Origin of the sequence: Microbacterium sp. NPDC060132 (assembly GCF_042729675.1) — a bacterium.
Lineage (GTDB): Bacteria > Actinomycetota > Actinomycetes > Actinomycetales > Microbacteriaceae > Microbacterium > Microbacterium sufflavum.
Window position 1 is genome coordinate 1,842,665 of record NZ_JBHWXU010000001.1, and the last position, 24,600, is coordinate 1,867,264.

Here is a 24,600-nt window from a genome sequence, read left to right on the forward strand (position 1 = left end):
CTGACATCGGCTCCCGGCGTGCGCCGCGGCCCGCGGGGGCCGTGCTCGGCACGATGGCCAAGCCGCGCGGGCGTGCTTTCAGAAGCGGTCGGGCGAGGGGGTGCCGTGGCCGTAGCGGATGACGACGTCGGCGTGGCGATCGAACCGGTAGCCGATGCCGCGGACCGTCCGGACGATGTCCTCGTAGCGGCCGAGCTTGGCCCGCAGCCGGCGCACGTGCACGTCGATCGTGCGCTCGCCGGGGGCCTCGTCGTCCTGCGCCTGCCACAGGGCGGAGACCAGCTCGCTGCGCTCGATCGTGCGGCCCTCGCGGAGCACGAGGTACTGCAGCAGCTCGAACTCCTTGTACGTGAAGGCGGCCGACTCGCCGTCGATCAGGACGCGCTTGCGGGAGATGTCGACGGTGACCCCGGTCTCCTCCGGCACCGTCTCCTCTTCGGCTGCGGCCTTGGTCCTGGCGATCGCGCCGGGCTCCTGCAGGGCGAGCCGGACGACGTCCAGGTCGCGGCCACCCGAGCCGTGCGGGGCGAGGGCGACGGTCGCGTGCGTCTCGGCGCCGGGTGCGAGCTCGGCGAGGGTGCGGCGGAGGGCGTCGACGAGGAGCGGGAGGCTGACGCCGGCTTCCGCTGCCTTGATCTCGTCGAGGCCGACGTAGAGGGCGAAGCCGCGCGGAGAGCGGACGGCGGGGAGGTCGGCACCGGCGGTGGCGGCGGAGTCGCTGCCGGGGTGGACGGTGCGGACGGGGGCGGTGGTGGCGGGACGCTCGAGAAGGGCGGAGTTCGACATGATGATGGAGTCCTCAAGACGTGAGCCCGAAGCGACGGGGGCTCGGATGCGTTGCATGAATGACCGGCGGAGCCGGGAAGCGAGCAAGGGTGGATGCTCGAGACGCTGCTCCCGCAGATGGCGAGGAGTCAGGTCAGGCGGGGTGGCTGTTCGTTCAGCGACACATTCGGCAACACATGCCAACGCGACCGGGCATCATCATCCCGGCAGTCCCGTTCGCCTCCTGGGCGGACAAAGGGCGTGCGTTGGTGGTCATGGGGGGATTATGTCCGATCGTGACGACGCATGTCAAAACGCCCGGGCGTGGCGGAGGGGCGTAACGTGGCACGGATGACGATCTCGCACACCGTCGGCGGCTTCATCCTGACCGACGAGAAGGACGCATCGCGGTATACGCTCACGCGCGACGGGAAGCTGGTCAGCGTGCTGGACTATCGCGACGACGGCCACACGATCGCCCTGACCCGCGCCTTCACCGTGCCGACTTTCCGCGGCCATGGCTACGCGGGAATCGTGGTCGACGGGGCGGTCGCCGACATCGAGGAGCGGGGCGACCGCACGGTCGACGCGGTCTGCTGGTACGTGGCGGAGTGGTTCGCCGCGCACCCCGAGCGAGCCGGAGTCCTCCGCCGCCGCTGAGGCGCGAGTATGACGCCGTGTTACGTGCACGGTCGTGCTTCCTCCGGCCGGCTCGGCTGCCCGCGGCGGGCCTCAGACCGAATGTCGGAGGTCGTTCGTACGGTGTGAGTATGCGGATCCTGCACACCTCGGACTGGCACATCGGCCGGACCTTCCACGGCAACTCCACGCTGGAGGCGCTCGCCGAGGTGCTCGCCGCGCTGACCGTCCAGGTCGAGCAGGAGGGGGTCGACGTCGTGGTCGTCGCGGGCGACGTCTTCGATTCGGCGACGCCGTCCGCCGCGGCGTACACGCTCCTCGGCGACGCGCTGGTGGCGCTGCACGCCACGGGCGCGCGGGTCATCGTGACCAGCGGCAACCACGACTCGGCGGCGCGACTCGGCTTCCAGTCGCGGCTGCTCCGCGACGGCATCCATGTGCTGACCGATCCGCTCGCGATCGGGCGGCCCGTCACGATCGCCGACGACCACGGCCCCGTGCACTTCTTCGGCATCCCGTACCTCGAGCCCGCCATCGTGCGGCAACACTGGCCGGAGGGTGACGCCGACGGGCGGCAGCTGCGCACGCAGGCACAGACCATGGCCCATGCGATGCATCTCGTCCGCGCGGGGATGCAGGAGCACGACGGGCGCTCCGTCGCGATCGCCCACTGCTTCGCCGCGGGTGTCGAGCCCACCGAGGGCCTGGAGCGCGAGGTGCGCCAGGGCGGCCTCGACGTCGTCCCGCTGAGCGTGTTCGACGGCCCCGACTATGTGGCGCTCGGCCACATCCACGGGCGGCAGCAGGTGAGCGAGCGCGTGCGGTACGCCGGAGCGCCCCTGCACTACAGCTTCGGCGAGCAGCACAAGCCCCGAGGGTCCTGGCTCGTGGACCTCGACGCCGACGGGCTCGCCCGGGTCGAGTGGCGGGAGCTGCCGGTGCCGCGGCGTCTCGTCACGCTCACCGGCAGCTTCGCGGAGATCCTGTCCACGGAGAACATCACCGCCCATGCCGACGACTGGGTGTGCGCGGTGTACACCGATGCCGTGCCGCAGTCCGAGCCCATGCGACGACTGCGCGAGGCGTACCCGCACTGCGCCATGGTGCAGCACCAGCCGATCGCCACGGGTGAGACGGCGGAGCACTCGTACGCACAGCGCCTGCGCTCCGCGGTCACCGACGCCGACCGGATCGGGGCCTTCCTCGAGCACGTGCGCGCCGGGCAGGGCGTGACGGAGGTCGAGCGCGAGCTGATCCGCGAGGTGCTCGACGACCGCGTCCGAGCGGAGGCTCTCGTCTAGATGCGTCTGCACCGCCTGGAGGTCGAGGGATTCGGACCCTTCCGCGCACGCCAGATCGTCGACTTCGACGCGTTCGCCGACGACGGCATCTTCCTGATCGCCGGTCGCACGGGCGCCGGGAAGTCGAGCATCCTCGACGCCGTGTGCTTCGGCTTGTACGGCGGGGTGCCCCGGTACGAGGGTGGCGAGAAGCGGTTGCGCAGCGACCACTGCGAGCCGGACGACCCGTCGGAAGTGGTGGTCGAGTTCAGCACGCCGTCCGGCCGCTACCGCGTGACCCGGTCGCCGGAGTACCTCCGCCCCGCGCGCCGCGGTGGGGGCATGACGAAGCAGGCCGCAGCCGTCTCGCTCGAGGAGTCGACCGCGTCGGGGTGGGTCGGCCGAGCGGCGCGCGCCGTCGATGTGGCACAGGAGCTCGATGAGATCCTCCAGCTGAGCCGGGAGCAGTTCCTGCAGGTGATCCTGCTCGCGCAGAACCGGTTCTCGGAGTTCCTGCTGGCCGGAAGCCGGGACCGGCAGTCGCTGCTGCGGCGGCTGTTCGGCACCGAGCGCTTCGAAGACGTGCAGGCGCGCTTCGACGAGCGGCGGCGACAGGCCGAGCAGGCGCTGGGTTCGCGGCTGGCGACGGTCGTCGCGCGACTCGAGGAGGCCGAGCGCCTGGTGACGGACGCGGGCCTGGGCGGGGAGAACGGCGGCGGTGAGGACATCGGCGGCGAAACGACGGAGACCGCGACGACGCCCACTGTGCAGGATCGGCTCGACGCGCTCGGGCGCGCACTCGCTCGCGCCGAGTACCGCTCCGAGCGTCGGGCCTCGGAGCGTGCCGACGCCGAGCGGCGGTCGGCGGAGGCGGACGCGGCGCTGGCGGCGCGGCGGGAGGATCGCCGTGCCCAGGTCGAGCGCGACAGGGCACGCGCGGCCCTCGCCCGCCTCGACGCCGAGGAGCCCCGGATCGCGGAGGCCAGGGTCGAGCTCGGGAACGCTCGTGCCGCTGAGGCGCTGCGACCGACCATCGCGGCCGCGGCTCGCGCGCGGGAGGCCCTGGCGGAGGCTGTTGCAGGCGAATCGCGCGCCGCGGAGGAGTGGACGGCGTACGGCATCGAGGTGGACGACCTGGAGGCGTGGGTCACCGAGCGCCTGCGCGAGATCGGCGGGTGGGAACGCGCGGTCGTGCTGGAGCGGCACGCGACCGAGCGCGACGCCGAGCAGCGGGCCGCGGAGGCCGATGCGGCCTCGGCGCAGGCGCGGGTCGAGACGGCCGAGACCGAGCGCGACGCCCTTCCGGTCCAGCTCGCCGAGGTGGAGGCGGAGCGTGCCGCCGCCAGAGATCTCGCCGCGGGGCGACCGGGGCGGGAGGCCGCACTGCTCGCCGCGAAGGACCGGTGGGATGCCGCCAGGACGGCCGAGCGTCTCGCCGCGGCATGCGACGCAGCGGAGGCCGAGCTCGCACGGGTGACCTCGGAGCACGCGACGGCGCAGTCCCGGCTCGCGCAGCTGCGCCAGCGCCGCATGGACGGGATGGCGGGGGAGCTCGCCACGGCCCTGGTGGAGGGTGAGGCCTGCGCCGTCTGCGGCTCGACGGAGCATCCCGCGCCGGCCACCCACACCGACCCCGTCTCGGTCGACGACATCGCCCTGGCCGAGTCCGCCCGCGACGCGGCGGCGGCGGGGGAGCGCGCCGCCGGCGACACGTGCGCCGGGCTCCGTGCCGAGCTCGCGGCCGCGACGGCGAAGGCCGACGGACGCGATCCTGAGCGCGCCGAGCGCGAGTACCGGACCGCCGAGGACGAGCACACCGCCGCGGTCGAGGCGGAGCAGCGAGCGGCAGAGCTCGAGGCCGTGCGCGCCGATCTTCTTGCTCGGAAGGAGCGTCAGGACTCCGAGGTCGCGACGGCCGCAGCGGCGCTGGCCCAGGCGCGCGAGCACCTGGCGCTGCTGGTGCAACGGAACGGCGACGCGGACGAGCAGATCGCGCAGGCCCGTGGCGACGCGGGATCGGTCGCCGAGCGGATCGCCGAGACCACCGCCCGCACCGAGGTCGCCCGGCGGCTGGCGGACGCGCGCGCGGAGCGCTCTCGTCGAGAGAGGGCGGTCGTCGAGGCCGACCGGGAGCGCGATGCCGCGCTGCTCGCGTCGGTGTTCGCCGAGGTCTCGGATGCGGAGGAGGCTCTGCGCTCGTCGGCGGAGCAGGAGGCGCTCGACGCCCGCATCACCCAGCACACGGTGCAGCGGGAGAAAGAACGGGAGATCCTGTTCGACCTCGAGCTGAAGACGCTGCCCGAGGAGCCGATCGACACCGCGGCCGCAGAACGCGTGTCGAGCGAGGCCCGGGCGCTCTGGTCGGCCGCCGTCGACGCCGCGACCGTCGCCGCTGGAGACGCCGCCCGGTTGTCCGGACTCCTCGCCGCGGCCGGGGACGAGCACGCGCGCACGGCCGAGGACGCGGCGGAGTTCGAGGTGCTGAAGAACCTCGCCGACACGATCGCCGGGCGCGGCGCGAACACCCGCAAGATGACGCTCGAGACCTTCGTGCTCGCCGCGGAGCTGGAGGAGATCGTCGAGGCGGCCAACCGTCGCCTGCACGACATGTCGGAGGGGCGTTACCAGCTGCGCCACTCCGACGCACTGGCGGCGCGAGGGGCCGCGTCGGGCCTCGGGATCGTGGTGGCCGACGCCTTCACCGGCCAGACCCGACCTCCGCAGTCGCTGTCCGGCGGCGAGACGTTCCTCACGTCGCTCGCCCTCGCGCTCGGACTCGCCGAGGTCGTCACAGCGCGCGCCGGAGGGATCCGCCTCGACACGCTGTTCATCGACGAGGGCTTCGGCTCACTCGACGGCGACACGCTCGACATCGCCATGCGCACACTCGACGAACTGCGCCAGGGCGGTCGCACGGTGGGGGTGATCAGTCACGTGGAGGCCATGCAGGAGCAGATCCCCGCACAGCTCACCGTGCGGGCGCTGGCGAACGGTCCGAGCGTGATCGAGGCGCGCTGACGCGGGTCAGACCCCGTACTCGGCGCGGATGACGTCGCGCAGCTGGACGCTGCATCGCGCGACCGCGGCGCGCCAGTCGGTGAGGGCGCCGTCCTCGGCCTGATCGGAGACGGCACGGAACGCGCGGATCGGCACCCCGAACTGCCCGGCCACCCAGATGTACGCGTAGGTCTCCATGTCGACGAGGGCGGCACCGGTGGGCCGGATGACCGCGGTCACCTCGGCGTCCTCCACGAAGTGGTCTCCGGTCGCGATCAGCACGCCGTCACGGCCGGTGCTCACGCGTGCGGGCAGCGACACGTGCTGGCCGGAGACGCCGTCGAGGTCGGTCACGTCGTGCTGGAATGCGGAGCCGATCTCGTGGACGGTGGCCTCGAGCCCCGGCTCGATGGCCCCCGCCGTTCCGACGACGACGACCTCGTCGTAGCGCCGGGCGTCGAGGGCGCGGGTGAGCGCGTAGGTCGCCTGCAGCTTGCCGGGGCCGGTGACCAGCCGGTCGAAGCCGTCGAGCTCGTCGGGGAAGGCGGACAGTTCGGACGCGAGCGCGGCGACGAGGAGTTTCACTGCCTCATTCTCTCAGGTCTCGGCTGGATGCCGCGTGCGAGCGCCGCGCCGCCGCCCCGCCGCTGCGCGGAGGGAGGATACTGGGGCCAGGCGAAGAGCGGAGGATCACGTGTCGTTGCAGAAGCAGATCGCGGAAGACCTGGGTGTCCGGCCCGACATCGACCCCGAGTCGGAGGTGGAGCGGAGGGTCGGCTTCCTCGCGGACTACCTGCGCACGACGGGTGCCAGGGGGTACGTGCTCGGCATCTCCGGCGGTCAGGACTCGACCCTCGCCGGCCGGCTCGCGCAGCTCGCGGTCGAGCGCGTGCGGGCCGAAGGCGGCGAGGCCACGTTCCTGGCGGTACGGCTGCCGTATCGCGTGCAGCACGACGCGGACGATGCGCAGGCCGCGCTCGACTACATCGCCCCGGACTCCTCGGTCGAGGTGAACATCCAGAACGGCGTCGACGGCGTGGAGCGCGACATCGAGGCGGCGGTCTCCGGCGACATCACCGACTTCAATCGCGGCAACATCAAGGCGCGACTGCGCATGGTGACGCAGTACGCCCTCGCGGGACACGACGGCCTGATCGTGATCGGCACCGACCACGCGGCCGAGGCCGTGACGGGGTTCTACACGAAGTTCGGCGACGGCGCCGCGGACGTGCTGCCGCTGTCGGGCCTCACGAAGCGACAGGGCCGGTCGCTGCTGCAGTTCCTCGACGCGCCCGACCGGTTGGCGCTCAAGGTGCCGACGGCCGACCTCCTCGATGGCCAGCCCGGACGAGCCGACGAGGACGAGCTGGGGCTGACGTACGAGCAGATCGACGCGTTCCTGGAGGGGGAGGACGTCGACCCTGACGTCGCCGGTCGCATCGAGTCGCGCTACCTCGCGACCCAGCACAAGCGCCACCTCCCCGTCACTCCCGACGACACCTGGTGGCGCTGAGGCGTCGAGGGAAGGGCGCGGTCGCGCTCGCTTTCGCCCGTGTCGGATGCCGCGGATAGTGTCGAAGCATCCGAGAGAACGGGAGAATCGTGCGGATCGACACGGAGGCGCAGCGGGTCGTCTGGAGCGCGAGCGACCTCAAGGCGGCGGCGGAGTGCGAGTTCGCCTGGTCTCGAGCGATCGACGCGAAGCTCGGCCGCGTGCCGGTGGTCGAGGAGCCGGAGGATGCGACGCTGCAGCGGGCCGCGCAGCTGGGAGAGGTGCACGAGCAGAACGTGCTCGACCGGTACCTGAGCGAGCTCGGGCCGGAGCGGGTGCACCGCGTCGACAAGATCCGCTCGAACGATCCTGAAGCTCTGGCCGCGGCCGTCGGCGAGACGATCGAGGCCCTGCGCTCCGACGCGCTGGTGGTGTTCCAGGCGGCGTTCGCGACGGAGGACTTCGTCGGCTTCGCGGACTTCCTGCGCAAAGACGCCGAGGGGCGGTGGCGCGTGCAGGACTCCAAGCTGGCGCGGAAAGCCCGCGTCACGGCGCTCATGCAGCTCGCGGCATATGTCGATCAGCTCGATCGCCTCGGCATCCCCCGGACCGACGAGGTCGACCTCATCCTGGGCGACCACAGCGTCAGCACGCACGCGGTTGAGGACCTGCTGCCGCTGTTCCGGGTGCGTCGGGCGCGGCTGCGCGCGCTCATCGCGGATCGGGCCGTGGCCGAGGGGCAGGAGGGAGAGCCGCTGGCGTGGGGCGACGACCGCGGCGATCTCCGCATCGTGGCGTGCGGACGCTGTGCGACGTGCGAGGAGCAGGTGATCGCCCACCGCGACCTGCTGATGGTCGCGCGGATGCGGCCCGTCCAGCGCGCGCGGCTGCGCGCGGCGGGCATCGAGACGATCGACGACCTGGCCGCGGCGTCCGGGGCCCCGGAGGGCATGAACGTCGACACGTTCGAGAACCTCCGGTCGCAGGCGAAGCTCCAGCTCCGCGCCGATGCCGAGGGGGTACCGACGTACGACGTGCACTACGCCGCTGCGATCCACACGCTGCCGGTACCGAGCCACGGCGACATCTTCTTCGACTTCGAGGGAGACCCGCTGTACACCGAACCCGCCCCGGACGGAGAGTCGGAGTGGGGCATCGACTACCTGTTCGGGTGGGTCGACAACGCCGATCAGTACACCGCGCTGTGGGCGCACACGTTCGCCGAGGAGCGCCGGGCGCTGGAGACGTTCCTCGATTTCGTGAAGGTCCGCAGGGCCGCGCACCCGGGCATGCACATCTACCACTACGCGCCGTACGAGACGTCGCACCTGGTCGCGATGGCCGCCCGCCACGGAGTCCGCGAGGGCGAGGTGGACCGGTTGCTGCGCGAGGGCGTGTTCGTCGATCTGTATCCGCTGGTGCTGCGCACGGTCCGCGTGGGGTCGCGCTCCTACTCGATCAAGAAGCTCGAGCCGCTCTACATGGGCGACGACGTGCGCACGAGCGACGTGCAGAAGGGCGACGACTCGATCGTGCAGTACGTGGCCGCGCGGGAGCTGGCGGCGGCGGGCGCGCAGGCGGAGGCCGACGCGGTGTTCGCCGACCTCGCCGACTACAACCGCTACGACTGCGTGTCGACGAGGCGGCTGCGCAACTGGCTGATCGAGATCGCGCGCCGAGAGGGGGTGACGCCGGCGCCTCCGGACGACGCCGACGAGGTGATCTACGAGCCGTCGCCTCGCTCGCTGGCCCTGCTCGGTGATGCCGAGAGGGACATGGAGGCCGGCGGCGACGGGCTCGTGCATCGGATCGCGGCGGCGGCGATCGACTACTTCCCCCGGGAGGCGAAGAGCTTCTGGGTGTCGCACTTCCAGCGACTCCGCGAGCCCGTGACCATGTGGGATGGCACGCGCGACGTGGTCAAGGTCGATGCGCCATCCTCGCGCGTGCGGAGCGACTGGAGCATCGGCGAGGGCCGGAGGGTCATGTCGCGCGAGGTCGAGATCCGGGGTGAGGTGTCACCGGGCACGACCCTCGGCCCCGGCGCTCAGCCGTTCGCGCTGTACGACGCGCCGGCGCCGTTCGACACCGAGGTGCCGTCGCGCGCCGTGCACGTGCCGCACACCGTGAGCGTGCGGGAGGTGCTCGACGACGGATATCTGATCGTCGAGTCGGCGGTGCAGGGGCAGACGTGGGACGAGCTGCCGGTCGCCCTCACCCCGGCCGCGCCCCCGCGGGTGGTGTCGCTGCAACAGGCGATCGACGAGTGGGCCGATGCGGTGCATGCGGCCGCCCCGGGGTTCCCCGACGATGCGGCGACCGACATCATCCGGCGGCGCCCGCCTCGCACGGTCTCCGGGGCTCCGCTGCCGGAGCCGGGGAGCGACACGATCGACGCGATCGTCCGCGGGGTCCTCGACCTCGATCGCAGCTACCTCGCCGTGCAGGGCCCTCCCGGTACGGGCAAGACGTACACGGGATCGCGGGTCATCGCGCGTCTGGTGAACGAGCACGGCTTCCGGGTCGGCGTGGTGGCGCAGTCGCACGCCATCATCGAGACGCTGTTGGAGCGGATCGTGGCCGACGGCGTCGCGCCCGCTCAGGTCGCGAAGGCCCCGAAAGACGACAGCGGCGATCCTTCGTACACTGTCATCCCCAAAAACGGCATGGCGGCGTTCCTCGCCGAGCACGAGCATGAGGGGGCCGTGGTCGGCGGGACGGCGTGGGACTTCAGCAACACGCAGCGCGTGGCGCGCGGGGGCCTCGACCTCCTGGTGATCGATGAGGCGGGACAGTTCTCGCTCGCGTCGACGATCGCGGTCGCAGCCGCAGCACAACGGCTGCTTCTCCTGGGCGATCCGCAGCAGCTTCCGCAGGTGAGTCAGGGGGCGCACCCCGAGCCGGTCGACACGTCCGCGCTCGGATGGGTGATGGACGGCGATCCCGTCGTGCGACCGGAGTACGGCTACTTCCTGGCGCAGTCGTGGCGCATGCATCCGTTCGTGGCCGCCCCGGTGTCGCAGCTCGCGTACGCCGGCAAGCTCGCGTCTGCGCCAGGTACCGAGCGGCGGTCGATCGAGGGCGTCGACCCGGGGCTGCACATCGTCCCCCTGCGCCATCGCGGCAACGCGACCCAGTCGCCCGAGGAGGCTGCGGAGGTCGTCCGCATCGTGCGGGACCTGGTCGGTCGCCCCTTCCGCGACAACGATCCGGCGGGCTCCGCGCGGCCGCTCACCCCGGCGGACATCATCGTGGTCGCGCCGTACAACGCCCAGCGTCAGCTGGTGCACGATGCGCTCGAGGCGGCCGGCTTCGGTGGGGTGCCGGTGGGCACGGTCGACAACTTCCAGGGCAAGGAGGCCGTGGTCTCCATCACCTCACTCGCGGCGTCGAGCGGCCGCGACGCGCCCCGGGGGCCGGAGTTCCTGTTGCTGCAGAACCGGCTGAACGTCGCGATCTCGCGCGCCCAGGTGCTGGCCTACCTCATCCACTCGCCCGCGCTGCTCGACGATCTGCCCTACACGCCCGAGGGCGTCGCGCGGCTGAGCGCCTTCGCGCGGCTCGTGGGTGCGGCGGAGGAGGACTCATGACGCCGACCGATGCGCGGCCGAGTGCCGACGGCATACCCGCGGCAGAAGACGTCCTCCGTGCCGCCGCCGGGTGGGCCTGGTTCCCGCGGGGCAGCGAGCACGTCCGCGACGACCTGCTCCTCGTGCGCTACCCGGAGCGCTTCGGAGGCGGGGTGCGCGGCTCGCAGGTGTCGTCGACGCGTTCCGCCGCGGAGGTCGTGGAGCGGGCGCTGGAGCGCGTGGAGGCCTGGGGCGAGACCGTCTTCACGTTCTGGACGAACCCGGCCGACGAGCCCGACCTCGAAGAGGAGTTGGTGCGCCGCGGGGCCGAGCACGTCGACACCGTCACGGTGTTCGCCCGTCCGACGACTGAGGGCGCGGTCGATGTGCCGCCGGGCGTCTCGGTCGAGGTCGTGCGCACGGTCGACCAGCTTCGGGAGGTGGATGAGATCAACGTCCCCGTCTGGGAGCAACGGCCGCTCGACGGCGATGGGCTTCGCGCCGAGTTCGCGGAGCTGACGGCCGCCCTCGATGCGGGCACCGGGTTCCGGGTGCTGGGTCGCATCGACGGTCGCGCGGTGAGCACGGGCGGGTGCACGATCGTCGACGGGTTCACGCGACTGTGGGGTGCGGCGACCCTCGACGGCGACCGAGGGCGTGGTGCCTATCGGGCCGTGCTCGCGGAGCGGCTGCGGGAGAGCGCGGCGCGCGGTGCGGCGACCGCGCTGGTCAAGGGCCGCGTCGCGACCTCGGCGCCGATCCTCGCCAGGGCCGGATTCACGCGGTACGGAGACGAGCGCGCGTACCGCCTGACGCGCTGACGCGGTGACCCGCTGTGGTGGTGCCGTGCGCACGCGCTGATGCGCTGACGCGCTGACCCGTCACGCGTTGCCGTGCTGACGCGCTGCCGTGCTCACGCGCTGTCGTGCTGTCGTGCTGCCGTGCTCCCGCGCTGACGTAGCCTCGGGCCGCCCGGGGTCGGGCCGCCCGGGTCAGACGGTGCCGTACAGGCGGTCGCCCGCGTCGCCGAGGCCGGGCACGATGTAGCCCTTCTCGTTCAGGCGTTCGTCGAGGGCACCCAGCACCAGGGTCACATCCCGGTCGCCGGCCATCGCCTCGATCGCGGCGACGCCCTCGGGGGTGCCGAGCAGGCAGATGGCCGTGACGTCTTTCGCGCCGCGGTCGAACAGGAACTGGATGGCCGCGGCCAGCGATCCCCCGGTTGCGAGCATCGGGTCGATCGCGAAGCACTGGCGGTCGCTGAGGTCGTCCGGCAGTCGCTCGGCGTAGGTGGTGGGCTCGAACGTCTCCTCGTCGCGGACCATGCCGAGGAAGCCGACCTCGGCGGTCGGGAGCAGCTTCACGAGGCCTTCGAGCATGCCGAGGCCGGCGCGCAGGATGGGGACGACGATGGGGCGCGGCTCGGAGATCTTGACGCCCGTGGTGGTGGTGACCGGGGTCGTGATCTCCACCGGCGACACCTTCACGTTGCGCGTGGCCTCGTACGCCAGGAGGGTCACGAGCTCCTCCGTCAGCTGCCGGAACACGGGCGACGGGGTGCGCGCGTCGCGCAGCACCGAGAGCTTGTGGGTGATGAGGGGGTGGTCGGCGACGTGAACACGCATGGATACAGGCTAATGCGCCGCGACCGCGCGCACGACATCGGTCCTCCGGGGCGCCGCTGGCGCTGCCGTAGGCTCGACGCATGACCGCCGCCGACCGCACTGCGATGCAGCGCGCGCTCGTGCTGGCCGCGGAGGCCGCCGCAGACGCCGAGATCCCGGTGGGCGCCGTGGTGCTCGACGCCCAGGGGCGGATGCTCGCGGAGGGCCGCAACACGCGGGAGACCACGCACGACCCGACCGGTCACGCCGAGGTCGTGGCCCTGCGGGCGGCCGCGGCGGCACTCGGCTCGTGGAACCTCGACGGCTGCACGCTCGTGGTGACGCTGGAGCCGTGTCTCATGTGCGCCGGCGCGATCCTGCAGGCGCGCGTCGGGCGCGTGGTGTTCGGCGCGTGGGACGACAAGGCGGGTGCGGCCGGGTCGATGTACGACGTGCTGCGGGACCGGCGTCTTCCCTACCGTGCGGAGGTCATCGGCGGGGTCGACGATGAGGCGTCCACCGCGCTGCTGCGTGACTTCTTCGCGCAGCGGCGGTGACTGCCGGGTCGGATCACTGCGCGACCGCCGCGCCTCAGTCCGAGGACTTGAGCACGAACACGTCCGTCGAGGGCTCCGGGTCGATCGCGGGGCGGTACACGTCGGGCTCGATGTAGACGACGCGCGCCACCGGAACGGCCTCGCGGATGCGGCTCTCGATCGCGTCGATGTCGTCGGCGACCTCGCGCAGGGGCTTGTCGGCGTTGAGGGCGATCTTCGCGGCGACCATGAGCTCGTCCGGCCCGAGGTACAGGGTCTTCAGGTGGATGATCTTCTCGATCTCCGGGCCGTCCGTGATCGCGTCCACGATGCGGTCCTCGTCGGCCTGCGTGGCTCCCTCGCCCACCAGGAGGCTCTTCGTCTCGACGCCGAGCACGATCGCGATCAGCACCAGCAGCACGCCGATCATGACGGTGCCGAGCGCATCGAAGAGGGGGTTGCCGGTGAGGAGGGTGAGGCCCACGCCGAGCAGCGCGAACGTCAGACCGGTCAGGGCGCCGACGTCCTCGAGCAGCACGACCGGAAGCTCGGGGGCCTTGGCGCGTCGCACGAACGACCGCCACGACTGGCCCCGGTCGCGCACGAGATTGCTCTCCTTCACGGCGGTGCGCAGCGAGAACGACTCCAGGCCGATCGCGATCAGCAGCACGACGAGAGGCAGCCACCACCAGGTCTTGTCGAGCTCGTGGGGGTTCGTGAGCTTCTCGACGCCCTCGTAGATGGCGAAGAGGCCGCCGACCGAGAACAGGATGATCGAGACGACGAAGGCGTACACGTAGCGTTCGCGTCCGTAGCCGAACGGGTGCGCGCGGTCGGCTCGGCGCTGGGCCTTGCGTCCGCCGAGCATGAGGAGGAGCTGGTTGCCCGAGTCGGCGACCGAGTGGATGGCCTCCGCGAGCATGGAGGCGGAGCCGGAGAGGGCCCACGCGAGGAACTTCGCGAGAGCGATGCCCAGGTTCGCCAGGAACGCCGCGACGATGGCCTTGCTTCCTCCGGATGCACTCATGCGTCGAGTCTAGAACCGCCGGTCGGGGGACGCCGGAGCGCCCGCCGTAGGATGACCACATGGCTGACTCGCTTCCCTCCCTCGCGTTCCTCGGTGCCGGTTCGATGGGCGGGGCGATCCTCCGCGGCGTGCTCGCATCGGGCGTCCCGGTCGACGGCGGGATCACCGCGACGAACCGCACGACGGAGAAGGCGGCGTCGTTCGATGGGCTCGACGGGGTGACCAGCATCGCGCTGTCCGAGCGGCCGGAGGGCAACGCCGAGGCGGTGTCCGGCGCCCGGATCGTGCTGGTGGGCGTCAAGCCCGCGATGGTGCCGGAGCTGCTGCGCGAGATCGCTCCGCACCTGACCGCCGACACGATCGTCGTCAGCCTCGCCGCCGGGGTCACCCTGCAGACGTTCGCCGACCACCTGGGCACCGGAGCGCGCGTGATCCGGTCGATGCCGAACACGCCGTCGACCGTCCGCAAGGGCGTGACCGGCCTCGCCGCCGGGGCCGCGGCGACCGCGGACGACGTGGCGCTCGTGCGACGCCTGTTCGAGACGGTCGGCGCGGTGATCGAGGTGCCGGAGTCGCAGATCGACGCGCTGTCCACGATCTCCGGCTCGGGCCCCGCGTACGTGTTCCTCCTGATCGAGGAGGTCACCACGGCGGCCATCGGGATGGGGTTCACCGAGGCGGATGCGCGGCTCATGGTCGAGCAGACCTTCATCGGTGCGACCGCCCTGCTCGACGCGTCGGGCGAAGACCCGGCCGAGCTGCGGCGCCGTGTGACCAGTCCCAAGGGCACCACCGAGCGCGCCGTCGCCGTGCTGCAGGACGCCCACCTCGACCGGACCTTCGCCGAGGCCGCCGCGGCCGCGCTCGCCCGCGCGAAGGAGCTCGCCGCGGGGGCGTGACATGCGGCTGCGGGTCGAGGGGGAGATCTGGTTCTGGCGCGGGCCGGCGCCGTTCCACTTCGTCACGGTGCCGCCGGTCGAGAGCGCGATGATCCACGATGTCGCCGCCGTCGTCACCTATGGCTGGGGCATGATCCCCGCGACGGTGACGATCGGCGGCACGACCGTGACCACCGCGCTGTGGCCGAAGGACGGCGGCTACATCGTGCCGATCAAGAAGGTGCTGCAGGATCGGGAGGGGCTCGGCGTGGGCGATGCGGTCGAGGTCGTCCTCGACATCGACGCCTGACCCCCGCGGGGCTCAGCCCTCGCTCGACACCTCCGCGAGCACCTCCGGCCACCGCCGTTCGAGCGTCTTGCCGCCCAGCACGGTCCCGCCCCACACGGCGGCGGTCCCGATCACGACCGCGCACGCCAGACTCACCCAGCCCAGCGGCGGCATCCAGATCGCGGCGATCCCGAAGCCCAGAGCCGGGCCGCCCAGGATCAGCGTGATCGGCGACATGATCAGCATCGCGAGGAAGGACTGTGCGCCGCCCGCCGATCCGCGACCGAACGGGTTCGCCTCGGGAGCGGGAGCGCGACCGGGGAGGAACGCGCCCACCCACGCGCCCGCGCCGGCCGACACCGCCATCAGGCCGAGCGCCGCGCCGAGGCTCGCGGGCAGCAGGTCCGGTCGTCCGGCGACCAGGCACGTCGCCACGCACAGGGCGATCGTGACCGGGAGGCCGATCAGCCCGAAGCCGAGCAGCCGTCCCGCCCGGTCTGCGGTGCCGCTGACACCGGTCAGGATGTGCAGGGCGACCGCGTCGTTGTCGTAGGCGATGGCCAGCTGCACGATGCTCCCCGCGAGGAGGGCGTTGATGGCCGGGATCAGCACGATGGCGGGAGCGAGTCCCACGGACTCCTCCCGCAGGCCGTTCATCACGGCGAGACCGAGGAAGATCGCGGGCAGGATCAGCAGCATCACCACATTGACGACCTGGCGCGGGTCGCGGCGGAAGTAGTGGAGCGTGCGGCCCGCGATCGCACCGACCGGTCCCGCCGGCAGCATCCGGTCGAGTAGGCCGCCCGAGCGGACCCGGCCGCCCCCGCTGGACACGAGAGGTGCCGTGAGGCGGGCGTCGAGGTGGACGCGGGCCGCGGCCCAGAGGAGCACGACCGTGCCGACGGCGATGAGCAGCCGGAGCAGTGCGACCCCCACCGCCCCCTGCGCGAGCGCCGCGGGAACCCCGAACACGGCGGCGACCGGGGTCCAGGCGGCGACCTCGGCCACGGTGGCGAACGCCCCGCCGACGTCGTGCACGGTCGTCAGCGCCTGGAGCCCGATGTTCAGCAGCAGTCCGGACGACGCCAGCAGCACGACACCCACCGTGAGCACGAGGTCGCGGGTGCGGCGCCGGGCGAGCCACTTCCCGAGCAGCCCGCTCACGACGCGGGCGCCCAGCACGCAGGTCGCCAGGGCTACCGGGATGAGGACGAACGCGGCGAGCAGGGCGAGCACGTCGACCGACCAGCCGAGGAGCATCAGCAGCAGGGCGAGTGCGGTGCCGATGCCGCCGATCGTGGTGACGCCCGCGACCACGAGCCCCGGGAGCATCCGCTTCGCCGTGACCGGCAGCAGGGCGAACCGGTCGGGCGCCAGGGCGTCGTCGCCGCTCACGAGGATCGACCCGATCCACCAGCCGAGCACGATCACGGCTCCCGTCAGCACGAGCGCGGTCACGGCGGCGTCTGGCGCACCGATCCGCAGCAGCACGATCCCCACCGTCAGGGTCGCGAGGATGCCGACGGCCAGGAGGCCGACCACGACGAGCGTGACGATCATCCACGGGTTGCGCGCGAGCTGGTGACCGAGCTGACGCAGCCGCAGGCCTACGAGGAGCGCAACCACGCGAGCGTCTCCGTTCCCAGGTCGTGGGCACCGACGAGCGACAGGAAGCGCTGCTGCAGCGTCATCCCGGCTCGGACCTCGTCGAGTTCTCCGTGCGCCAGCAGCCGCCCCTCGGCGACGATCGCGACGCGGTCGCACATCGACTCGACCAGCTCCATGACATGACTGGACAGCACCACCGTGCCGCCGCTGTCGACGAAGGCGCGCAGGATCTGCCGGATGGTCTGACCCGACACCGGGTCGACGGCCTCCAGCGGTTCGTCCAGCAGCAGCAGCCGCGGCGCGTGGATCAGCGCGCACGCCAGGCCGATCTTCTTGCGCATGCCGGCGGAGTAGTCCACGACGAGGGTGTCGCGGTCATCGCCGAGGCCCAGCGCGTCGAGCAGCTCGCCGGTGCGGGTGTGCACCTCGGCCTCGGGCATGCCGCGGAGCAGGCCGGTGTAGCGCAGCAGCTCGGCACCCGTCAGGCGGTCGAGCATGCGGATCCCGTCGGGCAGCACGCCCATGAGCGCCTTCGCCCCCGCCGGGTCCTGCCAGACGTCGTGCCCGAGCACCCACGCCGAGCCCGCGTCCGGACGCAGCAGCCCCGTCGTCATCGCCAGCGTGGTGGTCTTGCCCGCACCGTTCGGGCCGAGCAGGCCGAGCATCGATCCGGCGGGGACGTCGAGCGAGAGGCCGTCGACGGCGACCTTCTGGCCGAACTGCTTGCGGAGCCCGCGGAGGGCGAGCACGGGAGGGGCCGGGGCGTGGTCGGTCATGGCCCCCATCCCATCACGCGGGAGTCGAGGGACGCATCCACCGCGAGGGGGAGTCGGGATGGGGCGCGGTCAGCGGTCCAGGGCGGCGAAGCGCTCGATATCGCTGTTGGTGCCCGACACGATGATGAGGTCGTGGTTGGTGACGATGGTGTTCGCCTCGGCGTAGCGGAACGGCTTGCCGGGGCTCTTCACGCCGACGACGGTGACCTTGTACTTCGAGCGCACGCCGGACTCGTTCAGGCCGACGCCGCGGATGAACTTCGGCGGGTACATCTTGGCGAGCACGAAGTCGTCGTCGAAGCGGATGAAGTCGAGCATGCGACCGCTCACCAGGTGGGCGACGCGCTCGCCGGCCTCGCGCTCGGGATAGATCACGTGGTTGGCGCCGACGCGGGCGAGGATCTTGCCGTGCGACTGGGAGACGGCCTTGGCCCAGATCTGCGGGACCTTGAGGTCGACGAGGTTCGCGGTGATGAGCACGGATGCCTCGATCGAGGAGCCGACCGCGACGACCGCGACCTGGAAGTCCTGGGCGCCGATCTGGCGCAGGGCGTCGATGTTCCTGGCATCGGCCTGCACGGTGTGGGTGACCCGCTCCGACCACTTCTGCACGAGCTCGAGATTGTCGTCGATCGCGAGGACCTCGCGGTCGAGACGGTCGAGCTCACCGGCGCACGCCGCACCGAACCGGCCGAGGCCGATGACGAGGACGGGGGCGTCTCCGCGCAGGACTTCAACCAACGATCGGCCTTTCCACCGGCAGTGAGTAGTACTGCGTTCGCGACGTCGCGGCGACTGCCGCGGCGAGAGTCACTGTACCAACGCGCCCCATGAAGATGGTCGCGGCCATGACGTACGAGGCGGAATCCGGCAGCTCGCCGGTCAGGCCCGTCGAGAGGCCGACGGTGCCGAACGCGGAGATGACGTCGAACAGCACGTGGCTGATGTCGGCCTTCGTGATCTGCGCGATCACGATGGTCGACAGGGCCACGATGGTCGCTCCCCACGCGACGACGCTGAGGGCGACGCGCTGCACGTCGCTCGGGATGCGCCGCCCGAAGGCCTCGACCGACTGGCGTCCCTTCGCCTCCGACCACACCGCGATCGCGAGCACGGCGAGGGTGGTCACCTTGATGCCTCCCGCGGTCGACGCGGAGCCGCCGCCGACGAACATGAGCATGCTCGCCGCGAGCAGGGAGGAGCCGTTGAGATCGTCCATCTCGATCACGTTGAAGCCGCCGGAGCGCGTCATCGCGGAGAGGAAGAACGCCTGGAAGGTCGTGTCGGCGGCGTCCATCGACCCGAACGTCTTCGGGTTGTCGTACTCGAGGATGAGGAACGCGGCGGCACCGACCACGAACAGCAGCACGGTGGTGACGATCGTGAGCTTGGAGTGCAGCGACCACCGCTTCACGTGCCACACGTGCTTGGCGAGCGTGTAGATCACGGGGAAGCCGATGCTGCCGAGGAAGACCCCCACCATGAGCAGGAACAGCACGAGGTAGTCGTCGGCGAACACCGCGACGCCGCCGTCGTTGGGGGCGAAGCCGGTGTTGGTGAACGCCATGGCGGCGAAGTAGGGCGCCTCCCACAGTGCGGCGATCGGGTCGACCTTGGCCATCACCAGGGCCGGGTAGAGGAGCGCGGCGAGGGAGGCCTCGATGATGAGGGCGGAGACGGCGACCGTGGTGAGGAGCTGTCCGACCTCGCCCAGCCGCACCGTCTGGCTCTCGTTCACGACGCCGCCGTGCGCGCGCAGCGGGTTCGTGTCGCCCGCGGCCATGAGCTTGGCGCGCAACCCGAGGCGCTTGGAGATGAGCATGCCCATCAGCGAGGCGAGGGTCAGCACGCCCAGCGCGCCGATGTTCACGCCGATGAACACTAGGACGTGCCCGAACGGCGACCAGTGGTTGGCCATGTCCACGGTCGCCAGACCCGTGACGCAGATCGTGGAGACGGCGGTGAAGAGGGCGTCGCTCAGCGGCGTGACGGTGCGGTCGGCCGATGCGATCGGCAGCGAGAAGAGGACGGTGAAGACGAGGATCAGCAGCGCGAACACGGAGATCGCGAACCGCGACGGCGACGACGTGATGAGGTGCTTGAAGCGCCCGCCCGACCCCGGGAACCGCTGTCGGGGCGACGACGCCGAAACGATGCCCGACATCGCTGCCCCCTCGTTCGAATCCATCCGTGCACGACGCCGCCCGCCGAGCCCTCGTCATGGTACTCCGTGCCGGGGGCGACTACCCTGATGCCATGACGGACATCTTCGACGTGATCGCAGACGGTACGAGGCGCGACATCCTCCAGCTCCTGCTCCGGCGAACGTCCGAAGGCGAGTCCGGCACCAGCGTGAGCCAGATCGTGGCCGACCTGGGGATCAGCCAGCCCACCGTCTCCAAGCACCTCAAGGTGCTGCGCGATGCCGAGCTCGTGACCGTGCGCGAGGACGGGCAGCGTCGGTTCTACAGCCTCGCCGTCGAGCCGCTCGAGGTCGTCGACGACTGGCTGGTCCCGTTCCTCGTCGACGCCTACGGCGACGCGGCCCCGGACATCGCCTACCCGGGTGGTCTTCCCGATGGCGCGGCACACGCCGCCGAGGTGGTCGGACGCGCGGCCGCATCGGCCAAGCACGTGGTGACCACGGCGCTCAAGCGGCTCGGCGCCTGACGCGCGCGCAGCCGCGCCGGAACGGACATCGCCCCTGACGACCGGGGGGCATGTCGTCAGGGGCGATCCACGGACCCCAGCTCCGCAACGGACTCGGCGGTGCCGGCACAAGTCCTGCATCGACAGTGCCAGAGCTGTCTGGGCGACCGGCGAGCGGCGGCTATGCGCGGGCTGGACGGGACGGGCTCAGCGGCGGCCCGCCTTGCGGCGGAACAGCCACGCGCCCCACACGACGGCGACGCCGAGGATCACCACGCACCACAGCACCGCCCACCACGGCTGCGTTCCGGCGTCGGTACCGAGGAGCAGGCTGCGGATGGTCTCGACGATCGGGGTGATGGGCTGGTGCGCGGCGACCGGCTGCAGCCACTCCGGCATGCTCGCCACCGGCACGAAAGCGCTGGACAGGTAGGGCAGGAACAGCAGCACGAAGCCGTAGCCGTTGGCACCCTCGGGGCTGCCGGCGGCGAGGCCGATCGCCGCGAACAGGTACGTGATCGCGAGGATGTAGAGCGTGATCAGCCCGCCCAGCGCGATCCAGTCGCCCGGCGACGCGGTCGGGCGGAACCCGACCAGCACCCCGACGCCGATGACGATGGCCGTCGCGACCAGGTTGCGCAGGACGCTCGCCACCACGTGCCCGGTGAGCACGGCTCCGGCGCGCAGCGGCATGGTGCGGAACCGGTCGATGATGCCGGAGCGCATGTCGTTCGCGACATACACCGCCGTGGAGGACGCCCCGAACCCCGCGCACGTGAGGATGATGCCCGGCACGACGTAGTCGACGTAGGCGCCGGAGGGGTCGATCGCCCCGCCGAACACCCACGTGAACATGAGCATGAGCATGACGGGCAGCATGATCGCCATGAGCAGTGATTCGCCGTCGCGCAGCGAGTGCCGCAGGCTGCGTCCGACGAAGACGGTTTCGGCCGTCAGCCCGCGCAGGCGCGGTCGAGGCGTCGGCGTGGGGGAGGCGTGCGGGGGCATGGGGGTGGTGATGGTGACCGCGGTGTTCATGCGAGCTCCTCGAGGGTGCGTGAGGCGGCGTCGACCGGCTCTCCGGATACAGGCCGGCCCGCGGGGGACGATGTGACCGCCAGGAACACGTCGTCGAGGGTGGGCCGTCGGAGCGTGACGACGCCGTCGTCTCCCTCCGTGTCGAGCCGATCGAGGGCGCGCCGCAGCCCGGCGACCGTGCCGTCGGTCGGGATCTCGCGCCGCAGCTCTCCCCGGCTGTCGTGGAGCTCGACCGTGTCGCCGCCGATACGCGCCTTGAGCTCGGCGGCGGTGCCCAGCGCCGCGATCCGGCCGTCGTGCAGGACGGCGATCCGGTCGGCGAGCTGATCCGCCTCCTCCAGGTACTGGGTGGTGAGGAACACCGTCGTGCCGGCACCCGCGACCGTGCGGATGATGTCCCACAGGTCGCGGCGGCTACGGGTGTCGAGCCCGGTGGTGGGCTCGTCGAGGAACAGCACTTCCGGGGTCACGACGAAGCTGAGCGCCAGGTCGAGGCGACGGCGCATGCCGCCGGAGTAGGTGCGCACGGCGCGGGACGCCGCGTCGGTCAGCGCGAACCGGGCGATGAGGTCCTCGGCGCGGTGCCGCGCGGCCGCCCGCCCCAGTCCCGAGAGGCGCGCGAACATGACGACGTTCTCGGTACCGGTGAGGGCGTCGTCCACGGCGGCCGCCTGCCCGGTGAGGCTGATGCGCCGGCGCACCTCGTCGGGATGCGAGCGCACATCCCACCCCGCCACGGTCGCCGATCCCGCATCCGCGGTGGTGAGGGTGGTGAGGATGTTGATGGTCGTCGTCTTGCCCGCGCCGTTCGGTCCGAGCAGAGCGAAGACCTCGCCGCGGCCGACCTCGAAGGCGAGGTCGTCGACCACGGGCTTCGGCCCGAAGGCCTTGCGCAGGTCGCGCACCTGGATGGCTGTCTCCATCAGGATCCCTTTCTGTGTATCGCGAAAACTGTGTATGGGCAACGCAATTGTGTATGACGGTAACACACTGTTTATGAAATAAACAGAAGTAGGATGGGCGGATGACCGACATCGAGCCTCCCGAGCTCCCCCGGGGCATCGCCCTCGCCTGGGGCGTCGCGGCGAATCCCCAGCGCGGGCCGAAGCGGGAGATGAGTGTCGAGAAGATCGTGGAGGCCGCGGTGGAACTCGCCGACGGCGAGGGCATCGGCGCCGTCTCCATGGCAGCGGTGGCCGCCCGGCTCGGCTTCACCCCCATGTCGCTGTACCGCTACGTCTCCGCGAAGGACGACCTCCTGCTGCTCATGCAGGAGGAGGCGACCGGACTCCCTCCGGAGAGCCACCTCGAGGTCGAGGGCTGGCGCGCGCGGCTGCTCGCGCTGTACGAGGCCCAGATCCTCGTCTACCTGCGCCACCCGTGGATCCTGTCGTTGCCGATCTCGGGTTCGCCGATCACCCCCAACAGCTCCGCCTGGCTGGACGCCAGTCTCGCCGCGCTCGATGACACACCGCTCACCGCCGACGAGCGGATGGCCGTCGCCCTCGCGATCACCGGCCACGCTCGCTGGTGCGGCATCGTGCAGGCGGGGTACTCGGAGCAGTCCCGCTCCTCCGGTCTCTCCGCCGAAGAGGTGGCGATGCGGGAGGCGTCGCTGTTCGATCGGGTGATCTCGGCCGAGGAGTTCCCCGCGCTCCGCCGGGCGATCGAGGACGGCGTGTTCCTGTCGCCGGCCGATCCGTTCCGCTTCGCCGTGGAGCGCACGCTCGACGGTGTCGCGGCCTACCTCGACGGTCTCGATCGCGGGGAGCAGCACCGGGTCTCCGAGGAGTGGGTCGCCCTCGATGCGGCGGAGCTCGCCGGGGACAAGCGCCTCAAGGAGGCGCAGAAGGCCAGCCGTGATGCCGAGAAGGCGCTGCGCGCGGCGCGCAAGCTCGAGCGTCAGGCTCTTCGCGAGGCGCGAGAACGGGTGGCGAAGGCCAGGAAGTCCGGCTGAGCGACCCCGGCGCCGCGCCGGATGGGCAGGATGGGGGGATGACGACCGCTCCGCACCGCGCTCACTTCGATTTCTCGATCACGTTCGCCAACGGCGGCGGCATGCACGGGGAAGGGTTCCGCCTCGACCTTCCCCGGGAAGACCTCTCGGCCGAGGAGATCGGCACCCTGCTCGTCCGCCACCTGGGACTGGCGCTGGTCGACGAGGTGCACCTCCGCGACCTGCGCATCGTCGAGGAGCCGCATCGCGGAAGCCGCGGGGTCGAGGCACCGAGCGGCGGTGGGGCCGAGGACCGCATCGTGGATCTCAGCCACCCCATCGAGGCCGGGATGATCACCTATCCCGGGCTGCCGGCGCCGACCATCGCCCCGTTCCTCACGCGCGCCGCATCCCGGGAGCGCTACGCGCCGGGGACCGAGTTCGCGATGGACGTGATCACGATGATCGGCAACACCGGCACCTACCTCGACGCCCCCTGGCACCGCTACGGCGACGGCGACGATCTCGCCGCACTCGACCTGCGCACCCTGGTCGGCCTCCCCGCCGAGGTCTTCCACCTGCGCGACGCCTGGTCGCCCGAGCGCCGCGGCATCCGCGCGGCGACCCTGGCGGACCGCGACCTGCGGGGCTCGGCGGTCCTCCTCGACACGGGGTGGAGCCGGCTCTTCGGCACGCCCGAGTATGCGGAGGGGGCGCCGTACCTCACGGAGGACGGCGCCCGCTTCCTGGTCGAGGCGGGGGTGCGCCTGGTCGGGATCGACTCGCTCAACATCGACGACACCGAGAGCGGCGGAGAGCGTCCGGCGCACAGCATCCTCCTCGCCGCCGGCGTGCACGTGGTCGAGCACCTCACGGATCTCGACGCGGTGCCCTCGCGGGGTGCCCGCTTCACCGCGGCCCCGCCCGCGATCCGCGGGTTCGGCACCTTCCCGGTGCGGGCGTTCGCCACGGTGCCCGCGTCCCACTGATCACACGAGTCACATGGGTTTACACGCGTCCCAGGAAACCCATAGAGTGTGCACATCGAGAAAGGGGTACGTGGGATGCCCGAGGTTCCAGATGTCCGATTCCTGACGGTGGCCGAGGTCGCCGAGCTCATGCGCGTGTCCAAGATGACCGTGTACCGCCTCGTGCACTCCGGAGAGCTGCCCGCCATCCGCTTCGGCCGCAGCTACCGCGTCCCGGAGTCGGCCGTGGCCGAGGCGCTGCAGCGACCGATCGCCGACGCGGGTTGATCCGCAGGGCGGCGCGAGGCGGCCCGTGGGTTTGCTAGGATGATCCGAGGCATTTTTTCGTGCCCGTACCCGGGTGTCCGATTCGGCGACACCCAGCCCCTGACTTAGTGAGGTTTCCGTGGGTTCTGTCATCAAGAAGCGCCGCAAGCGCATGGCGAAGAAGAAGCACCGCAAGCTGCTTCGCAAGACTCGCCACCAGCGCCGCAACAAGAAGTAAGCGGCCAGACACCGAGCGCCTGTCTTCGGACGGGCGCTTTGTGT

General features: G+C 71.5%; 24 protein-coding genes. 14 read left to right on the forward strand and 10 right to left on the reverse strand.

The window, feature by feature from the left end:
• Positions 1-78: 78 nt before the first annotated feature.
• Positions 79-786: a winged helix-turn-helix domain-containing protein gene (locus ACFWCH_RS09005; RefSeq protein ID WP_136030611.1), complete on the reverse strand. Its 708-nt coding sequence runs from the start codon at positions 784-786 to the stop codon at positions 79-81.
• A gap of 330 nt (positions 787-1,116) precedes the next feature.
• Between ACFWCH_RS09005 and ACFWCH_RS09010 the strand changes: the two genes are divergently transcribed.
• The 3 genes from ACFWCH_RS09010 (at position 1,117) to ACFWCH_RS09020 (ending at position 5,702) form a co-directional block, all read left to right on the forward strand.
• Positions 1,117-1,425: a GNAT family N-acetyltransferase gene (locus tag ACFWCH_RS09010; RefSeq protein ID WP_136030613.1), complete on the forward strand. Its 309-nt coding sequence runs from the start codon at positions 1,117-1,119 to the stop codon at positions 1,423-1,425.
• A 110-nt stretch (positions 1,426-1,535) separates the two neighbouring features.
• The gene (locus tag ACFWCH_RS09015) at positions 1,536-2,705 is read left to right on the forward strand and encodes an exonuclease SbcCD subunit D (RefSeq protein ID WP_378803396.1); all 1,170 of its coding nucleotides are present in this window, start codon (positions 1,536-1,538) and stop codon (positions 2,703-2,705) included.
• Positions 2,706-5,702, forward strand: coding sequence for an AAA family ATPase (locus ACFWCH_RS09020; protein WP_378803397.1), 2,997 nt, complete (start codon positions 2,706-2,708; stop codon positions 5,700-5,702). It begins immediately after the preceding gene.
• A gap of 6 nt (positions 5,703-5,708) precedes the next feature.
• Here the strand turns inward: ACFWCH_RS09020 and ACFWCH_RS09025 are convergent, their stop codons facing one another.
• A complete protein-coding gene (locus ACFWCH_RS09025; RefSeq protein ID WP_136032007.1) occupies positions 5,709-6,266 on the reverse strand; it encodes a nucleoside phosphorylase in 558 nt (185 codons plus the stop codon).
• A 109-nt stretch (positions 6,267-6,375) separates the two neighbouring features.
• Between ACFWCH_RS09025 and nadE the strand changes: the two genes are divergently transcribed.
• From nadE to ACFWCH_RS09040, 3 genes are all read left to right on the forward strand, one after another.
• A complete protein-coding gene (nadE, locus tag ACFWCH_RS09030; RefSeq protein WP_136032005.1) occupies positions 6,376-7,194 on the forward strand; it encodes an ammonia-dependent NAD(+) synthetase in 819 nt (272 codons plus the stop codon).
• 89 nt (positions 7,195-7,283) lie between these two features.
• Positions 7,284-10,763, forward strand: coding sequence for a TM0106 family RecB-like putative nuclease (locus ACFWCH_RS09035; RefSeq protein WP_378803398.1), 3,480 nt, complete (start codon positions 7,284-7,286; stop codon positions 10,761-10,763).
• Positions 10,760-11,563: a GNAT family N-acetyltransferase gene (locus ACFWCH_RS09040; RefSeq protein ID WP_378803399.1), complete on the forward strand. Its 804-nt coding sequence runs from the start codon at positions 10,760-10,762 to the stop codon at positions 11,561-11,563. The genes ACFWCH_RS09035 and ACFWCH_RS09040 overlap by 4 nt, the downstream gene beginning before the upstream one ends.
• A gap of 171 nt (positions 11,564-11,734) precedes the next feature.
• Here ACFWCH_RS09040 and upp read toward each other — a convergent pair whose 3' ends face one another.
• Entirely contained in the window at positions 11,735-12,367 is a 633-nt protein-coding gene (gene upp / locus ACFWCH_RS09045; RefSeq protein ID WP_136032000.1) for a uracil phosphoribosyltransferase, read from the reverse strand.
• 80 nt (positions 12,368-12,447) lie between these two features.
• Between upp and tadA the strand changes: the two genes are divergently transcribed.
• Positions 12,448-12,903 carry a tRNA adenosine(34) deaminase TadA gene (gene tadA / locus ACFWCH_RS09050; RefSeq protein ID WP_247638372.1) on the forward strand — a complete coding sequence of 152 codons (456 nt, stop codon included), beginning with the start codon at positions 12,448-12,450 and terminating at the stop codon, positions 12,901-12,903.
• Between the two features lie 34 nt (positions 12,904-12,937).
• Here tadA and ACFWCH_RS09055 read toward each other — a convergent pair whose 3' ends face one another.
• Entirely contained in the window at positions 12,938-13,909 is a 972-nt protein-coding gene (locus ACFWCH_RS09055; protein WP_136031996.1) for a cation diffusion facilitator family transporter, read from the reverse strand.
• A 59-nt stretch (positions 13,910-13,968) separates the two neighbouring features.
• Here ACFWCH_RS09055 and proC point away from each other — a divergent pair, with 59 nt between their 5' ends.
• The gene (gene proC, locus ACFWCH_RS09060; RefSeq protein ID WP_136031994.1) at positions 13,969-14,808 is read left to right on the forward strand and encodes a pyrroline-5-carboxylate reductase; all 840 of its coding nucleotides are present in this window, start codon (positions 13,969-13,971) and stop codon (positions 14,806-14,808) included.
• A gap of 1 nt (position 14,809) precedes the next feature.
• Entirely contained in the window at positions 14,810-15,097 is a 288-nt protein-coding gene (locus ACFWCH_RS09065) for a DUF1905 domain-containing protein (RefSeq protein WP_247638373.1), read from the forward strand.
• 12 nt (positions 15,098-15,109) lie between these two features.
• Here the strand turns inward: ACFWCH_RS09065 and ACFWCH_RS09070 are convergent, their stop codons facing one another.
• From ACFWCH_RS09070 to ACFWCH_RS09085, 4 genes are all read right to left on the reverse strand, one after another.
• Positions 15,110-16,702, reverse strand: coding sequence for a hypothetical protein (locus ACFWCH_RS09070; RefSeq protein ID WP_378803400.1), 1,593 nt, complete (start codon positions 16,700-16,702; stop codon positions 15,110-15,112).
• Positions 16,684-17,460 (reverse strand): ABC transporter ATP-binding protein, encoded by a 777-nt coding sequence (locus tag ACFWCH_RS09075; protein ID WP_136035873.1) that lies wholly within the window; start codon positions 17,458-17,460, stop codon positions 16,684-16,686. Before ACFWCH_RS09075 ends, ACFWCH_RS09070 begins: the two co-directional genes overlap by 19 nt.
• 69 nt (positions 17,461-17,529) lie before the next feature.
• The gene (locus ACFWCH_RS09080; protein ID WP_136031985.1) at positions 17,530-18,201 is read right to left on the reverse strand and encodes a TrkA family potassium uptake protein; all 672 of its coding nucleotides are present in this window, start codon (positions 18,199-18,201) and stop codon (positions 17,530-17,532) included.
• Complete coding sequence (locus ACFWCH_RS09085; protein WP_136031982.1) at positions 18,194-19,624, reverse strand: TrkH family potassium uptake protein; 1,431 nt, start codon at positions 19,622-19,624, stop codon at positions 18,194-18,196. The genes ACFWCH_RS09080 and ACFWCH_RS09085 overlap by 8 nt, the downstream gene beginning before the upstream one ends.
• 92 nt (positions 19,625-19,716) lie before the next feature.
• Between ACFWCH_RS09085 and ACFWCH_RS09090 the strand changes: the two genes are divergently transcribed.
• The gene (locus ACFWCH_RS09090) at positions 19,717-20,130 is read left to right on the forward strand and encodes a helix-turn-helix transcriptional regulator (RefSeq protein WP_136031980.1); all 414 of its coding nucleotides are present in this window, start codon (positions 19,717-19,719) and stop codon (positions 20,128-20,130) included.
• A gap of 186 nt (positions 20,131-20,316) precedes the next feature.
• Here the strand turns inward: ACFWCH_RS09090 and ACFWCH_RS09095 are convergent, their stop codons facing one another.
• Both ACFWCH_RS09095 and ACFWCH_RS09100 read right to left on the reverse strand, forming a co-directional pair.
• Positions 20,317-21,147: an ABC transporter permease gene (locus ACFWCH_RS09095; protein ID WP_247638375.1), complete on the reverse strand. Its 831-nt coding sequence runs from the start codon at positions 21,145-21,147 to the stop codon at positions 20,317-20,319.
• The gene (locus ACFWCH_RS09100; RefSeq protein ID WP_247638376.1) at positions 21,144-22,070 is read right to left on the reverse strand and encodes an ATP-binding cassette domain-containing protein; all 927 of its coding nucleotides are present in this window, start codon (positions 22,068-22,070) and stop codon (positions 21,144-21,146) included. Before ACFWCH_RS09100 ends, ACFWCH_RS09095 begins: the two co-directional genes overlap by 4 nt.
• Positions 22,071-22,171: 101 nt before the next feature.
• Between ACFWCH_RS09100 and ACFWCH_RS09105 the strand changes: the two genes are divergently transcribed.
• The 4 genes from ACFWCH_RS09105 (at position 22,172) to ACFWCH_RS09120 (ending at position 24,556) form a co-directional block, all read left to right on the forward strand.
• Complete coding sequence (locus tag ACFWCH_RS09105; protein WP_136031978.1) at positions 22,172-23,104, forward strand: TetR/AcrR family transcriptional regulator; 933 nt, start codon at positions 22,172-22,174, stop codon at positions 23,102-23,104.
• A 38-nt stretch (positions 23,105-23,142) separates the two neighbouring features.
• Positions 23,143-24,072: a cyclase family protein gene (locus ACFWCH_RS09110; protein ID WP_247638377.1), complete on the forward strand. Its 930-nt coding sequence runs from the start codon at positions 23,143-23,145 to the stop codon at positions 24,070-24,072.
• A gap of 75 nt (positions 24,073-24,147) precedes the next feature.
• Positions 24,148-24,339 (forward strand): helix-turn-helix domain-containing protein, encoded by a 192-nt coding sequence (locus tag ACFWCH_RS09115; RefSeq protein WP_116242548.1) that lies wholly within the window; start codon positions 24,148-24,150, stop codon positions 24,337-24,339.
• Between the two features lie 118 nt (positions 24,340-24,457).
• Positions 24,458-24,556 (forward strand): 30S ribosomal protein bS22, encoded by a 99-nt coding sequence (locus tag ACFWCH_RS09120; protein ID WP_003792170.1) that lies wholly within the window; start codon positions 24,458-24,460, stop codon positions 24,554-24,556.
• Positions 24,557-24,600: the final 44 nt, after the last annotated feature.